This is a genomic window from Streptomyces sp. NBC_00076 (assembly GCF_045041235.1).
Lineage (GTDB): Bacteria > Actinomycetota > Actinomycetes > Streptomycetales > Streptomycetaceae > Streptomyces.
Map to the genome: position 1 here is coordinate 4,682,236 of NZ_CP108242.1, position 14,492 is coordinate 4,696,727.

At 70.0% G+C, this 14,492-nt stretch carries 13 protein-coding genes; 10 read left to right on the forward strand and 3 right to left on the reverse strand.

Going from position 1 to position 14,492, the window contains the following annotated elements:
* Window positions 1–47 precede the first annotated feature (47 nt).
* Window positions 48–590 carry an MOSC domain-containing protein gene (locus tag OHA64_RS21115; protein WP_405615304.1) on the forward strand — a complete coding sequence of 181 codons (543 nt, stop codon included), beginning with the start codon at window positions 48–50 and terminating at the stop codon, window positions 588–590.
* Here OHA64_RS21115 and OHA64_RS21120 read toward each other — a convergent pair.
* Window positions 541–1,800, reverse strand: a complete 1,260-nt coding sequence (locus OHA64_RS21120; protein WP_405615307.1) for an MFS transporter — start codon at window positions 1,798–1,800, stop codon at window positions 541–543. The two genes, OHA64_RS21115 and OHA64_RS21120, sit on opposite strands and share 50 nt — an antisense overlap.
* 123 nt (window positions 1,801–1,923) lie before the next feature.
* Here OHA64_RS21120 and OHA64_RS21125 point away from each other — a divergent pair, with 123 nt between their 5' ends.
* Window positions 1,924–2,886, forward strand: a complete 963-nt coding sequence (locus OHA64_RS21125; RefSeq protein WP_405615309.1) for a LysR family transcriptional regulator — start codon at window positions 1,924–1,926, stop codon at window positions 2,884–2,886.
* A gap of 18 nt (window positions 2,887–2,904) precedes the next feature.
* Here OHA64_RS21125 and OHA64_RS21130 read toward each other — a convergent pair whose 3' ends face one another.
* Window positions 2,905–3,477: a dihydrofolate reductase family protein gene (locus OHA64_RS21130; RefSeq protein ID WP_405615311.1), complete on the reverse strand. Its 573-nt coding sequence runs from the start codon at window positions 3,475–3,477 to the stop codon at window positions 2,905–2,907.
* Window positions 3,478–3,693: 216 nt separating this feature from the next.
* Window positions 3,694–4,077 (reverse strand): AQJ64_40280 family protein, encoded by a 384-nt coding sequence (locus OHA64_RS21135; RefSeq protein WP_405615313.1) that lies wholly within the window; start codon window positions 4,075–4,077, stop codon window positions 3,694–3,696.
* Between the two features lie 322 nt (window positions 4,078–4,399).
* Between OHA64_RS21135 and OHA64_RS21140 the strand changes: the two genes are divergently transcribed.
* The 8 genes from OHA64_RS21140 (at window position 4,400) to OHA64_RS21175 (ending at window position 14,405) form a co-directional block, all read left to right on the forward strand.
* The gene (locus OHA64_RS21140; protein WP_405615316.1) at window positions 4,400–5,215 is read left to right on the forward strand and encodes an oxidoreductase; all 816 of its coding nucleotides are present in this window, start codon (window positions 4,400–4,402) and stop codon (window positions 5,213–5,215) included.
* A 265-nt stretch (window positions 5,216–5,480) separates the two neighbouring features.
* Window positions 5,481–6,575, forward strand: coding sequence for a hypothetical protein (locus tag OHA64_RS21145; RefSeq protein ID WP_405615318.1), 1,095 nt, complete (start codon window positions 5,481–5,483; stop codon window positions 6,573–6,575).
* Between the two features lie 66 nt (window positions 6,576–6,641).
* The gene (locus OHA64_RS21150; RefSeq protein WP_405624040.1) at window positions 6,642–7,232 is read left to right on the forward strand and encodes a TetR/AcrR family transcriptional regulator; all 591 of its coding nucleotides are present in this window, start codon (window positions 6,642–6,644) and stop codon (window positions 7,230–7,232) included.
* A gap of 382 nt (window positions 7,233–7,614) precedes the next feature.
* Complete coding sequence (locus OHA64_RS21155) at window positions 7,615–8,811, forward strand: flavin-containing monooxygenase (RefSeq protein ID WP_405615320.1); 1,197 nt, start codon at window positions 7,615–7,617, stop codon at window positions 8,809–8,811.
* Window positions 8,812–8,977: 166 nt separating this feature from the next.
* Window positions 8,978–10,501 carry a flavin monoamine oxidase family protein gene (locus OHA64_RS21160; protein ID WP_405615322.1) on the forward strand — a complete coding sequence of 508 codons (1,524 nt, stop codon included), beginning with the start codon at window positions 8,978–8,980 and terminating at the stop codon, window positions 10,499–10,501.
* Window positions 10,502–10,668: 167 nt separating this feature from the next.
* Window positions 10,669–12,894: an acetate--CoA ligase family protein gene (locus OHA64_RS21165; protein WP_405615324.1), complete on the forward strand. Its 2,226-nt coding sequence runs from the start codon at window positions 10,669–10,671 to the stop codon at window positions 12,892–12,894.
* Between the two features lie 41 nt (window positions 12,895–12,935).
* Window positions 12,936–13,712, forward strand: coding sequence for an enoyl-CoA hydratase/isomerase family protein (locus OHA64_RS21170; RefSeq protein WP_405624041.1), 777 nt, complete (start codon window positions 12,936–12,938; stop codon window positions 13,710–13,712).
* A gap of 72 nt (window positions 13,713–13,784) precedes the next feature.
* Entirely contained in the window at window positions 13,785–14,405 is a 621-nt protein-coding gene (locus OHA64_RS21175; protein ID WP_405624042.1) for a flavin reductase family protein, read from the forward strand.
* Window positions 14,406–14,492: the final 87 nt, after the last annotated feature.

Sequence of the window (14,492 nt, forward strand, 5' to 3'; positions counted from 1 at the left end):
AGGGATAGGGTCGTAACTGACCGTTGTCAGTGGAGGGGGATCCGATGATGAGCGCGATGGTTACGGCAGTCAGCAGCAACGGCGAGTACTCGTTCACCAAGCCGAACCGGGACAGCATCACGCTGCTCGCCGGGCTCGGCGTGGAGGGTGACGTACACGCCGGCGTGACGGTCAAGCACCGCTTTCGGGTCGCGCAGGACCCGACCCAGCCGAACCTGCGCCAGGTCCACCTCATCCACGAAGAACTCTTCGCCGAGGTCGGTGCTGAGGGCTTCAGTGTGGCGCCCGGCGCCCTCGGCGAGAACATCACCACTCGCGGCATCGATCTGCTCGGCCTGCCGGTCGGCACGCTGCTGCGGATCGGCGACGACGCGGTGCTGGAGGTGACCGGCCTGCGCAATCCGTGCCAGCAGATCGACAACTTCCAGAACGGGCTGCTGAAGCAGGTCGTCGGCCGCGATGACGCCGGGAACATTGTGCACAAGGCCGGGATCATGACCATCGTCAAGGAGGGCGGCGTGGTGCGCCCGGGCGACGCGATCAAAGCGGAGCTTCCGAGCGGGCCGCATCGGCCTCTGGAGCGGGTCTGACCTCTCTCCAGCGGGCAGACCGTGTGGGCAGCAACAGCGGGGTGGCCAGCAGGAGTACGCCGGACATGGTGATCGCGGCGAGCGGACTGGTGAGTGTGGCGAGAACGCCCCAGATCACCATCAGGGCAGCAGTGACGAGTTTGCTGATGGCACTCCACGTACTGAGGACCCGGGCGGTGTGATCCGCGGGAGTCCGTTGCAGGCGTTCTGTCGCGTAGATCGGGTTGAAGACGCCCATGCAGGTGATCAGCAGGCCCTCGACGACGATCACGGTGAGGAGTCCTGGGATGCCGGGACGGACGAACGCGAGACCGAGTGGGAACAGCGATCGCAGCCAGCCGGAGACGGCCATGACTCGGTGCCGGCCGTAGCGGGTCACGAGGCGTGCGGAGAGGCGGGCGCCCACGAAGCCGCCGAGTGCCGGGACGCCGAAGGCAAGACCGTACTGCCAGGCCGGGAAGTGGTACTGGCCCAGCAGGAGGACGGACAGGAGCGGGGCGGTGGCCATGATGAGGCCGCTGACCAGGACCGAGTTGAGGAACAGGCCCCTCAGTACGCGGTCGCGGAGGATGAACCGCCAGCCGTGGAGAAGGCCGGCTCCGCGCACCCTGGTGGTCGGGGAGCGGGGTGCGGCGACGTCGCCTCCGCGGATACGGAGGACCGCGAGCGCGGACAGCAGGTAGCTGAGGGCGTCGGCCATGACGGTGACGACCGGGCCCAGCAGCCCTATGAGTGCACCACCGAGGGGCGGGCCCGCCGCGGTCGCCACCCAGCTCGTGCCCTCGAACCTCCCGTTCGCCACCAGGAGGTGATCGCCACGGACGAGATGCTTCAGATACGCGCCGGACGCGGCGCTGAAGGCGATGCTCGCGGTCCCGGAGATGACCGAGACGACCAGCAGTTGGCCGTATGAAAGCACGCCGAGGACGTAGGTGATCGGGACACTCGCCAACGCGACGAACCGGATCAGGTCCATCGCGATCATCACCGGACGCTTGGCGCGGTGCTCGACCCACGGCCCGAGTGAGAACGCGACAACCGCCGCGACGGCGAGTCCAGCCGCCTCCAGGAGCGACACGGCGAAGGCCGGCGAGTGCAGCACCCGAACCGCGAGCAGCGGGAAAGCGCCGAAGGCGATCCACGTACCGTACGTACTGACGGCGTAGGCCGACCACAGCCAGCCGAAACCGCGGCCCAACTGCACGCGCATGCGACTCCCTCGCGACAACCGATGTTCGGGTCTCCGCATCACACCGGCCGCAGCCGTCAGGGATCAAACAACCGGCTCCCGGGCGAGCCACAACCATCAGTTGAGCGCCTCTACGCTGCCTCCATGGATACCGAGGCAGTGCGATCGTTCGTCCGCGCGGCCGAGCTCGGACAGCTGCAACACGCGGCCGACGAGCTCGGCGTCACGCAACAGGCCGTGTCGAAGCGGATCGCGACCCTCGAGCGGCAACTCGATGTCCGGCTGTTCACCCGTACCGCCCGAGGCGTCGAGCTGACACTCGACGGCCAGGCCTTCCTCCCGCACGCCCGGAACATCATCACGGGCGTCGACCGTGCCGTCACCGCGATCAGACCGGGTTCGCGGGCGCTTCGGATCGACGTGCTCGGCCTGCGAACCGCGCAGGCCGTCGTCCTGCACGACTATTGGCGGTCGCATCCCGAAACCGACCTCGACGTGGTGACCCTCAAGGTCAACGACCCGCACGTGGCGGTCTCCGCCGTCCAGGCAGGCGATGTCGACGCCTCGTTCCGCTCGGTCACCGACCCGGCCACCCTGCCGCGGGACGTGCAGATGATCCACGCCTTCGACTCGCCGCTGGAACTCGTCGTCGGCCCGAGGCACCCGCTCGCCTCCGCGCGGACACTGACACCGCCCCAGCTGCGGCGGCACCGGATCTGGGTGCCGGGTATAGCGCCGCGAAGCGAATGGGCGGAGTTCTACGATCAGCTCACCACCGAATTCGACCTCCGCGTCGACGCCGCGGGCCCGAACTTCGGCAACGAGGTACTCCTCGACATCCTCGCGGACTCCGCGGACGTGGCAACCCTCGTGGGCTCGCGCGACCGGTACATCTGGCCGACCAACCACGACCTGCGCCGCATTCCGATCGTGAACCCGACGCTCGCCTACCCGCTCTCGCTCATCCTCCCCCGAGCGAACCCGCACCCAGGACTCCGGGCGATCATCGACCACTTCGCGAGCCTGACACCCCTCCCCGAGGCAGCCTGGCTCCCGTCCTGGGCGACGACACCACGCCGCGGCGAGGGACACACCGAAGGGACCTGACGAGGTCAGTCGTCGAAGTCAGCGGACGACGTCGAAGACGTTCTTCTGCAGACCGTTGGCGTAGACCTCGTGCTCGACGAGCTTCAGCTTCTGGGTGTCCTTGTCCGTGCTGCTGAAGAGCCGCTTGCCCGCCCCGAGCAGCAGCGGGAACACGAGCAGGTGGTATCTGTCGATCAGGCCGGCGTCCGAAAGGGCCTGGTTCAGGGAGGCGCTGCCGTGGACGATGACCGGGCCGCCCTCGGTCTCCTTCAGGGCGGCGACCTCGTCGAGCGAGCGCAGGATCGTCGTCTCGCCCCAGTTCGACACCAGGTCGTCCTCGGTGAGGGTGGTGGAGACGACGTACTTCGGCATCACCTTGTAGTCGGCGAAGTCCTCCATGTCGGGCCACACCGGACTGAACGCCTGATAGCTGGTCCGGCCCAGCAGCATCGCGGTGGCTTCCGTCTGCTCCCGGCCCTTGATCTCGAATGCCTCGGGGAGGAACTCGATGTCCTTGAAGGTCCATCCGGCGTTCCGGTAACCGGGCTCGCCGCCGGGGGCCTCGACGACGCCGTCGAGCGAGATGAAAGCGGTGCTGATCAGGGTACGCATCTGGGGTTCCTCGGTGTCTCGTGTCCGTCAGCGGATGGTGTCTCGTGTCCGGTTCTCAGCGGTCGGTGCGCTTCGATCACATTCGCACCCGCCGGCGCACCAACCATGACCTCTGACTGCACAACACGGAGAAACTCATCGGACTTCGGACGGACGGCCCGGGCCCGGCAGGCCTACCCGCGTCGGCGCAACGCCAATGTCCGAGCAGGCTGTGGGTCAGGTAGTGGGATGAGGGCCCCACGCGTTCTGGAGAGCTGTCCGCGCGTCCTTCCCGAGCATCACGTGCGTGCTCCCGCCTGGCAGGGTGGGCAGCTCAGCCCAGTGCGTCACCGTTTCATCGCTCGCGAGGCCGTAGGGCAGACGGACGATCCCGTCGGAGTCGACGAAGCAGTCTCTGTGCTCGCTCCCGTCCTCACTGAAGTGCAGGGTCGTGAAGTACATCGGCCGCACCAGCCAGAACTCCTCACCTGACGCCGTATCGGACTCGGTGACGCTGTCAGCGGGATAACGACCCGTGATCGCCGCTGCCACCGGTATACCGCTCGGAGGCAGTCCGTCGCGTACGTCGACCCACGTCACCACGGTGTTCAGATGCGTCATCTCCACCCTCGCTCAGGCGCTCGGCAGGTCGTCTTCCGTCCCTGTGCCGGCCCGTCGGCACAGGCACTTCCCCCCGACCTCTGCACCCAGCAAGACCGCTTGGCGTTCGCGGAGGTTGCTCGAGACTCCCGCCACCGAGGCGAGGGCCGCCCGCCTCGGTCAACCGCTCACCATCCGCTCGGGCCTCACCCGTACCGCACCCCCACGTTCCCCCAATCTTTCTCGAATCGCCGGACGCTCCCCCTTGCCATCGATCGACGACCCCCATATGGTCGTACGAACGTAAGGCATACGAACGTAATTCAAGCCAAGGGAGCAGGCAATGGCGACACATCGGCCGGTGGCACTCGTGACGGGAGCCTCATCGGGAGTCGGCAAGGAGACGGCCCGTGCCTTCGCCGCGGCGGGCTTCGAGGTGATCGGAACCGCTCGCAACACCGCGCGAGTCACCGCGCCCGCCGGAGTGACCTACCTCGACCTCGACGTGACCAGCGACGAATCGGTCGCCTCCGTGGTCAAGCAGGTGATCGACCGGTTCGGGCGCATCGACGTCCTGGTCAACAATGCGGGCGTCGGCGCGAACGGCGCCGCCGAGGAGTTCTCCGTCGCCCGGACGCAGGAGGTCTTCGACGTCAACGTCTACGGCATCATGCGGATGACCAAGGCTGTTCTGCCGCACATGCGCACGCAACGGCGCGGACGCGTCATCAACGTCTCCTCCCTCAGCGGGTTCGTCCCCAGCCCGTTCATGGCCATCTACACCTCGACCAAGCACGCGGTCGAGGGCTACTCCGGGTCGCTGGACCACGAGGTCCGCGAGCACGGCGTCCGGATCCTGCTCGTCGAGCCCGGCCCGATCAACACCCCGTTCGGGGACCACAGCGTGCAGGGCGACACCCCATTGCCGCTCTACGCGTCGGGACGGCGCACCTTCGACGAGGTACTGGCCAAAAACACCAGCGGCGGCGACGATCCCGCCACCGTGGCCAAGGTGATCGTCGGGGCGGCCACCGACCGCAACCCGAAACTGCGGCGCACGGCCGGCACGACGGCGGCCGGCATCAGCGTGTTCCACCGCGTCCTTCCGGCCCGGATCTTCGACCGCATCGTCCGCAGGTTCAACCGGATGCCGAACTGACGCTCGCCCTTCGCCTGCCCTCACCCGTCCGAAAACGACGGCGCATCTTCGACGAGGTGATCGCGCAGGCGAGGAAGGACGGCGACGACCCCGCCGTCGTCGCCAGAGCGATCGTCACCGCGGCCACCGACGAGAACCGAAGCTGCGCTGCACCGCCGACCCGCCGACCCGCCCGCCCCACGCGTCACCAAGGCACACCGCCTCGTCCCTCTGACGTCGCCGAAAGCCCATTGATCAGTCACTCGTTGATTTGCCGAGGAGAGTCATGCAGCAGCAACGTCAGCAAACGGCCCGGCGCAGTGCGTCGAGCGCACGGCGTTTTGTGAAGAGGAACGTCGGCATCGCGCTGGCGGTCACCGCGACGGCGGCCGTGCTGGTGTCGGCGCCGTCCGCGTCCGCGGGGACGAGACACGGGACGGGAGACTCGTACAGCAGATCCGTTGTCACCGACGTACGGACCGCGGCGACGTTCGACTTCGGCGCCGGCGAGATACCCGAGAACATCACCGCCAACCCCGACGGCTCAGTGACCCTGTCCATGCTCGGCAGTTGCGCGGTGTGCGAGCGCACCCATGGGCCGGAGCTGATGCGTATCTCCGCGTCCGGAGAGCGCACGGTGCTCGTCACCGGGCAGGTGGGTGAGGCGATCAGCGGCAACGCCCGCGGCGGTGACGGCACCGTCTACTACGCGTTGTGGGCCCCGGGCAACGCGGCCAGGAACGGCGTGTACAAGCTGCTCGCGGACGGTACCCCGCAGCGCGTCGCCGCTCTGCCCGCCGACTCGGGCCCCAATGGACTGGCCGTCGATGCGGCCGGACGCATCCTCTACATCGCGGACAGCCTGAAGGGCGTCATCTGGTCCGTTCCGGTCTCGGGCGGATCGGTGACCCCGTGGCTCACCGATGCCGCTCTCGCGCCGGTGCCGACCGAAGCACTGCCGATCGGCGCCAACGGGCTCAGGTTCCACCACGGCGCGCTGTGGATCAGCAACTTCAACAAGGGAACCCTGCTGCGCGTACCGGTCACCATCGCCGGCGCGGCAGGCCCCATCCGCGTTGTCACGGGCGGCCTGCCCAACATCGACGACCTCAGCTTCCTGACCCCCTTCTCCGATGTGGTGTTCGCGGCGCAGAACGGCTCCTCCTCGCAGAACGGTCCGGACAGGGTCGTCGTCATCTACCCGGACGGCACCTACAAGCCCGTCCTGACCAGCGCGGACGGCCTCGCCTCGCCCTCCGCGACCGCGGTCCGCGGCGATCGGCTGTACATCACCGACGGCGGGGTCCCCGAGCCCCACGACCCGAAACTGCAGACCGCCAGGATCAACTTTCCCGCTCTCCTCGCAGGCGCGGCACGCTGACCTGACCCGACCTGACCTGACCAGCGGCAGCCGGGGCCGCAAGCCCCGGCTGCGACGGAGGAACCCATCGTGCGGTACACGAAAGAACACAAACAGCAGACAAGGCAGCGGATCATCGCGACGGCCGGCCGCCGGCTCAAGCGCAACGGCATCGACGGTTCCGGAGTCGCGACGCTGATGAAGGACGCGGGGCTGACCAGCGGCACCTTCTACGCCTACTTCGCCTCCAAGGACGAACTCGTCGCCACCGCGGTCGCCGACCAGATGCGCGCACAGCACGAGAACATCGTCGCGCAGGCGGCACCCGGCCGTGCCGGACTCGAACAGTTGATTCACTGGTACTTCTCCCCCGAGCAGCGCGACAGCATCGAGGACGGCTGCCCCAACGCCGCCCTGCTCGACGAGATCGCACGCTCCACGGATCCCACCAAGCAGGCGTACACCGACGGCGCGCTGGCCCTCATCGACGGCTTCGCCGCCCGCCTGGTACCCCACGACCCGCCCTCGGCACACGTGAAGGCACTCAGCCTCCTCGGCATGATGGCCGGGACACTGCAACTCTCCCGAGCCCTGACCGACCGACTGCTCGCCGACGAACTCCTCGAACAGGGCATCCGCAACGCCCTCGCACTGCTGGATGCGGAACCGCACGACTGAGACGCCTACCGCGTATCGCCTACGGGACTGGTCTGCTCACCCACGCGTGCGACCGCCCCGACGAAGCCCGCAGACCAAGCCGCCGAGGCCGCCGCAGCGGTGGCGCGGGCGGGAGCGTACCTGCGAAGCAGGACCGCCGCGCCCACTCCCCCCACACATCCACCCTCCCCACGGCACGAGCCCCACCCCCACCCCCCACAGCCGTGATCAATCCGCAACCAATTCCGGTCTTGACCGAGACCCATCAATCGCGCCCGGGATTACGCTCGCGCTCATGGCCGACTCCCCAGCCTCCGCAAGCCCCGCGGAGCCGACGCACGACGCGACGAGCCCAGCAACGACCCACGCGACGGACCCAGCGACGGACCCGGCGACGGATTCAGTGACGAGCCACGCGACTGCCCCCGCCGCTGCCCACGCGGAACAACACCCCGTCTACGTCATCGGCGGCGGCCCCGGCGGGCTCGCCACCGCGTACGCCCTGCGCGCCCGGGGCATCCGGGCCGTCGTGCTGGAGAGGTCCGACCGCGTCGGGGAGTCCTGGCGGCGCCACTACGACCGGCTGCACCTGCACACCACCCGCCGGCTGTCAGCCCTGCCGGGGCTGCCGATGCCGCGCCGGTTCGGGCGCTGGGTCGCCCGGGACGACGTGGTGCGCTATCTGGAGAAGTACGCCGAGGTCCACGAGCTGGAGATCGTCACCGGTGTCGAGGTCTCCCGGGTGGAGCGCTCCCCCGACGGCACCGGCTGGCTGCTTCACGCCACCGGCGGACGTGAGCTGACCGGCGCGGCGGTGGTCGTCGCCACGGGCTACAACCACACGCCCCGGGTTCCTGACTGGCCGGGCCGCGACACCTACACCGGCGAGTTCCTGCACGCCGGCGACTACCGCGACCCGAAGCCCTTCGCCGGCCGTGACGTCCTGGTCGTAGGTGTCGGCAACACCGGTGCCGAGATCGCCGTCGACCTGGTGGAGGGCGGTGCCTCGCGGGTACGGCTGTCCGTGCGTACCGTCCCGCACATCGTGCGCCGCTCGACGGCAGGCTGGGCCGCCCAGTACAACGGCATCGCCGTCCGTCGGCTGCCGGTCGGGCTCGTCGACCGGCTCAGCGAGGTGTTGGCCAAGGTGAGCATCCCCGATCTGGCGGCACACGGGCTGCCCCGCCCCGACACCGGCCTCTACAGCCGGACCAAGGAGGGCGCGATCCCCGTACAGGACGTCGGTCTCGTCGACGCGGTGCGCAAGGGCCGGGTCGAGGTGGTGGCCGCCGTCGAGGGATTCGAGGGCGCCGAGGCGCTCCTCGCCGACGGTGCACGCGTCTCCCCGGACGCCGTGATCGCGGCCACCGGCTACGTCCGGGCCCTGGAGGACATCGTCGGCCACCTCGACGTCCTCGGCGCGGACGGCAACCCGGTCGTCAACGGCGCCCACACCCCGCGGAACGCGCCCGGCCTCTACTTCACCGGCTTCGTCACCCCCATCAGCGGCACGTTCCGCGAGCTGGCCATCGACGCCGAGAAGATCGCGAAGAGCATCGCCAAGGACACCGCGCGACAGGTCTCCCGACTGCCCGCCTGAGGCGCGTCCGACGTAGACACCTCTCAACTCTCCTACGTACACCTCTTGTTACTTGTGGGTCAGATGTGACGGAAGAGCTGTACGTCGCCACCGCACGGGGCCAGAATGTGAGCACTGTTCACCTTTCCGGCTCCACCCCCACCTCTCGCTACGACGGAGGACGCACGTGGCACGCGAAAGTCAGCACCCCCCGCGCCCCCAACTCACCCCGCGCCCCCAGCTCTCCCGACGCCTCCTGCTCGGCGGTGCCGCAGCGGCGGCGGGCGCCGCGACCCTCACCACCACCGCCGCCGGTACGGCCGCCGCGGCCACCCGCAGGGTGGACGTCGCCGTCGTCGGCGGCGGCCTCGCCGGGCTCACCGCGGCCCGGGACCTGGTCGCGGCCGGCAAGACCGTGGTCGTCCTGGAGGCCCGCGACCGGGTCGGCGGCCGGGTGGTGAACCTGCCGCTGGGCAACGGCCAGGTCACCGAGGGCGGCGGCGAGTTCATCGGCCCCACCCAGGACCGCATCAAGGCGCTCGCCGACTCCCTGGGCGTGGCGACCTTCCCCACCTACAACACCGGCAAGAACCTCCTCAACAAGGACGGCAAGAAGACCGCCTACGCCACCGACGGACTGCTCGGCTCGGTCCCGCCGATCGACGCGGCCGGCCTCGCGAACGCGGCGATCGTGCAGGCCTCGCTCGACGACATGGCCAAGCAGGTCCCGGTGGACGCGCCCTGGACCGCCGCGAAGGCCGAGGAGTGGGACCGCCAGACCTTCGAGAGCTGGCTGCGCGCCAACGCCGTCATCCCGTCCGCCAAGTTCCTTCTGGACGTGGCCTGTACGTCGATCTTCTCGGCCGAACCCCGGGAGCTCTCGCTCCTGTTCGTCCTCTTCTACATCGCCGCCGCCGGCAACGAGTCGAACGTCGGCACCCTGGAACGCCTCACCGAGACCGCGAACGGCGCCCAGGAACTGCGCTTCGTCGGCGGCTCCCAACTGGTGCCGATCAAGCTCGCCGCCACGCTCGGCGAGCGGGTGGTGCTGAACGCCCCGGTGCGCACGATCGCCCGGTCCGGCGGCGACCACGTCGTGACGGCAGACGGCATCACCGTCACCGCCAAGAAGGTCGTCGTCGCCCTGCCCCCGCCCCTCGCGGCGCGCATCTCGTACAGCCCCCTCCTTCCTGCCGCCCGGGACCAGCTCACCCAGCGCCTGCCGATGGCCTCGGTCGGCAAGGCGATCGCGATCTACGACACCCCCTTCTGGCGTGCCGACGGGCTCAACGGCCAGGTCGTCAGCGACACCGGCGTGGTCAGCTCCACCTTCGACAACTCCCCGCCCGACGCCTCGTACGGCGCGTTGATGGGCTTCATCGAGGCCGACGAGGCCCGAAAGCTGGACGCGGCGAGCGAGGCGGAGGTCCGGGCGGCCGTGCTGAAGGACTACGTGACGTACTTCGGCGAGAAAGCGGCCTCCCCCAAGTCCTTCGTCCTGCAACGCTGGAACAACGAGGCCTACACCCGCGGCGGCCCCGTCTCCATCGCCGCGCCGGGCGTCCTGACCCAGTACGGTCCCGCCCTGCGCGCGCCCGTGGGCGGTATCCACTGGGCCGGGACGGAGACCTCCACCCACTGGATGGGCTTCATGGACGGTGCGGTGCGGTCGGGCGAGCGGGTGGCGAAGGAGGTGGTGGCGGCGCTGTAGGCGCCGCGGGAGTCCTTCGCCGGTCCGCCGGGCGTCCCGCGCCGAGGAGTCCTCGGCGGGCAAGCCGGTCATCCTTTGCGTGCAGGCCCATTCCTGACAACCCGTCAGGTCTGTAATCTGACAGTGCGTCAGTTACTTGCCAGTCACTCAGGAGCGGGCGGAGACCGATGCTTGGATCAACCCACGGCACCTTCACCACCGACTCCCGTCGTGCCCGGGTCATCGCTTGCGGCGAGCAACCCGGGCCCGCCGTACACGGCCGGCCCGCGGAGGTGGACGACCTCGACGTCAGCGGGCGGCCGTTGTACGCCGCCGTCCCCGATCTGGACCGCTTCTTCCGACCGGAGTCCGTCGCCGTGATCGGCGCCTCGGACACCGAGGGCAGGCCGAACACCGGGGTCACCCGGCAACTGCTCACCTGGGCCGAGCGGGTCGGGGCGCGACTGCACCCGGTGCACCCCACCCGTCCGTCCGTCTTCGGCATCCCCTGTTGCCCCTCCGTCGCCGACCTGCCCGAACAGGTCGATCTCGCCGTACTGCTGGTCTCCGACCCCCTTCCCGTGATCGATGAACTGGCCGAGACCAAGGTGAAGTTCGCGGTCGTCTTCGCGTCCGGGTTCGCCGAGACGGGCGAGGCGGGAGCGGCCGCCCAGGCCCGACTCGCCACCGCCGTCGAACGGTCCGGGATACGACTGCTCGGCCCCAACACCAACCTCAACGCCTTCGAGGAGTTCCGGGACGACCTGGACGGGCCGGCCATCGCCCTGATCACCCAGTCCGGCCACCAGGGCCGCCCGGTCTTCGCCCTCCAGGAACTCGGCATCCGTCTCTCCCACTGGGCGCCCACCGGCAACGAGGCCGACCTGGAGACCGCGGACTTCCTCTCCTACTTCGCCGAACGGCCCGAGGTCGGCGCCATCGCCTGCTACGTCGAGGGGCTCAAGGACGGCCGTTCCTTCCTGCTCGCCGCCGACCGGGCCGCCCGGCGCGGGGTGCCCGTGGTGGCGGTGAAGGTGGGCCGCACCGAGACGGGCGCCCGCACGGCCGCCTCGCACACCGGCAAACTGACCGGCGCCGACGCGGTGGTGGACGCGGCGATGCGGCAGTACGGGGTGATCCGTGTCGACGGCCTGGACGAACTCCAGGACACCGCGGCCCTGTTGGCCCGCGCCCGGCCGCCGGTCGCCGACGGGGTCGTCGTCTATTCGATCTCGGGCGGCACCGGCGCGCACTTCGCCGACCTGGCCACCGAGGCGGGCCTCAGGCTGCCGGAGCTGTCGCAGGGCAAGCAGGCCGAGCTGCACCAGTGGATACCCGAGTACCTCAGCGTGGCCAACCCGGTCGACAACGGCGGCCACCCGGTCGGGGACTGGCGCGGCCGGAAGATCATCGACGCGATCCTCGACGACCCGGAGGTGGGCGTCCTGATCTGCCCGGTCACCGGACCCTTCCCGCCGCTCAGCGACCGGCTGGTGCGGGACCTGGTGGACGCGGCCGAGCGGACGGACAAGCTGGTGTGCGTGGTGTGGGGCTCCCCGGTCGGCACCGAGCCGGCGTACCGGGAGGTCCTGCTCGGCTCCTCCCGGGTGGCCACCTTCCGCACGGTCGCCAACTGCATCACGGCCGTCCGCGCCCATCTCGACCACCACCGCTTCGCCACCCGCTACCGCTCCCCGTTCGACTCCGCGGCCCGCACCCTCTCGCCCTCCTTCCGCAAGGCGCGGGCGCTGATGCGGCCGGGACAGCAGCTGAGCGAACACGCGGCGAAGCAGCTGCTGCGGGCGTACGGCATTCGCGTACCGCGCGAGCAGCTGGTGACCAGCGCGGCGGCGGCCGTGCGCGCGGCGGGGCTGGTGGGCTACCCGGTGGTGATGAAGGCGTCCGGTGCGCGGATCGCCCACAAGACCGAGCTCGGGCTGGTGAAGATCGGGCTGACCTCGGCCAGCCAGGTCCGGGACGCCTACCGGGAGTTGACCGACATCGCGCGCTACGAGGACGTGCCGCTGGACGGTGTCCTCGTGTGCCAGATGGTCGAACGGGGCGTCGAGATGGTCGTCGGCGTCACGCACGACGAGCTGTTCGGCCCGACCGTGACCGTGGGGCTCGGCGGAGTGCTGGTGGAGGTGCTGCGGGACACCGCCGTACGCGTGCCGCCGTTCGGCGAGGAGCAGGCCCGGGACATGTGCGCCGAACTGCGCGGGCGGGCCCTCCTCGACGGGGTCCGCGGGCGCCCGCCGGCGGATGTCGACGCGTTGGTCGAGGTCGTGCTGCGGGTGGAGCGCATGGCCCTGGAGCTCGGGGACGACCTCGCGGAGCTCGACATCAATCCGCTGATGGTGCTGCCCAGGGGGCAGGGAGCGGTGGCACTGGACGCGCTGGCGGTGTGCCGGTGACGGGGGAGAGGGAGGAGACGGGGAAGGCGGAGGAAACGGGGCTGCGGCATGAGACCGAGGGCCAGGTCTCGTACCTCACGCTCGACCGGCCCGAAGCCCTCAACGCCCTTACGCCGCAGCTGCGGGACCGTGTCATCGGACTGCTGTCGGACGCCTCGGCCGATCCTGATGTACGGGCTGTGGTGATCACCGGCGCGGGCCGCGGGTTCTGCGCGGGCGCGGACCTTCGTAAGGCCCCCTCGGCCGGGGAACCGGTCGCCGGGGACGTCGCCCGCACGATCCGGCTCGGCGCGCAGCGTCTGATCGCGGCCGTCCTCGACTGCGAGAAGCCGGTGATCGCGGCGGTGAACGGCACGGCGGCGGGCCTCGGCGCGCATCTCGCGTTCGCCTGCGACCTCGTACTCGCCGCCGAATCGGCCAGGTTCATCGAGGTGTTCGTACGACGGGGCCTCGTCCCCGACGGCGGCGGTGCGTACCTCCTCCCCCGCCTCATCGGCCCGCAGCGCGCCAAGGAGCTGATGTTCTTCGGCGACGCGCTCTCCGCGAGCGGCGCCGAACGTCTGGGTCTGGTCAACCGTGTCGTACCGGATGCGGAGTTGGACAAGACGGCACGCGAGTGGGCGGCCCGTCTCGCCACCGGCCCGACCCGCGCCCTCGCCCTCACCAAGCAGCTGGTCAACGCCTCCCTCGACACCGACCGCGCCACCGCGTTCGCCGCGGAGGCCGCCGCGCAGGAGATCAACATGACGACGGCGGACGCGCGGGAGGGCGTGCGGAGCTTCGTGGAGCGCAGGAGCCCGGAGTACGGGGGGCGTTAGACCCTCCTGGCCCTTCCTGGCCCTTCCTGGCCCTTCCTATCTGACACTCCGTCAGCTTCAATGAGGGACATGATGGGACAAGCAGGGATGGCCGAAGCCGCCGTCCGCTACCTCAGGTCGGCCGGGACCGCGCCGCTCGCGCGACCCGTCGAGGCGCTCCCGCGACCGGAGTTGCGGTGCGTCCGGGAGAACGAACGAGCGCCCGTCGACCAGACCGAGTTCCGTCGCGTACTGGGCACCTTCGCCACGGGAGTCACCGTCGTCACAGCACCCCCCGCCGGCCCCGGCACCTCCCCTGACGCCTCTCCCGCCGGCTTCGCCTGCCAGTCCTTCTCCTCCCTCTCCCTCGACCCGCCCCTGATCGCCTTCATGGTCGGCCGCACATCGACGACGTGGCCGCGCATCGCCCGTGCCGGGGCCTTCTGCGTGAACGTCCTCAGTGCCGGACAGGCCGAGCTGTGCCGCGCGTTCGCGGTGCGCGGCGCGGACAAGTTCGCGGGCGTCGAGCACACCCCGGCCCCCGTCTCCGGATCCCCCCGGCTCACCGACGCCCTCGCGTGGATCGACTGCACGATCCACGCGGTGCACACCGGGGGCGACCACCTCATCGTGGTGGGCCGGGTCGACGCGCTGGGCACGGGCGACGACGAGGACGCGGCCCCTCTGCTGTTCCACAAGGGGCGATTTCTCTGACGGGGACATCGATGAAGCCGGACGGATGGGTCCTCACCTGCCTCAAGCGGCCGCATTGCCGACGCACACCCGCTTGAGGGTTCATCG

Bases quoted from the DNA above. Each gene is read 5' to 3' on its own strand.
- OHA64_RS21115 (WP_405615304.1), top strand. From the start codon at position 48: ATGAGCGCGATGGTTACGGCAGTCAGCAGCAACGGCGAGTACTCGTTC.
- OHA64_RS21120 (WP_405615307.1), bottom strand. From the start codon at position 1,800: ATGCGCGTGCAGTTGGGCCGCGGTTTCGGCTGGCTGTGGTCGGCCTAC.
- OHA64_RS21125 (WP_405615309.1), top strand. From the start codon at position 1,924: ATGGATACCGAGGCAGTGCGATCGTTCGTCCGCGCGGCCGAGCTCGGA.
- OHA64_RS21130 (WP_405615311.1), bottom strand. From the start codon at position 3,477: ATGCGTACCCTGATCAGCACCGCTTTCATCTCGCTCGACGGCGTCGTC.
- OHA64_RS21135 (WP_405615313.1), bottom strand. From the start codon at position 4,077: ATGACGCATCTGAACACCGTGGTGACGTGGGTCGACGTACGCGACGGA.
- OHA64_RS21140 (WP_405615316.1), top strand. From the start codon at position 4,400: ATGGCGACACATCGGCCGGTGGCACTCGTGACGGGAGCCTCATCGGGA.
- OHA64_RS21145 (WP_405615318.1), top strand. From the start codon at position 5,481: ATGCAGCAGCAACGTCAGCAAACGGCCCGGCGCAGTGCGTCGAGCGCA.
- OHA64_RS21165 (WP_405615324.1), top strand. From the start codon at position 10,669: ATGCTTGGATCAACCCACGGCACCTTCACCACCGACTCCCGTCGTGCC.
- OHA64_RS21175 (WP_405624042.1), top strand. From the start codon at position 13,785: ATGGGACAAGCAGGGATGGCCGAAGCCGCCGTCCGCTACCTCAGGTCG.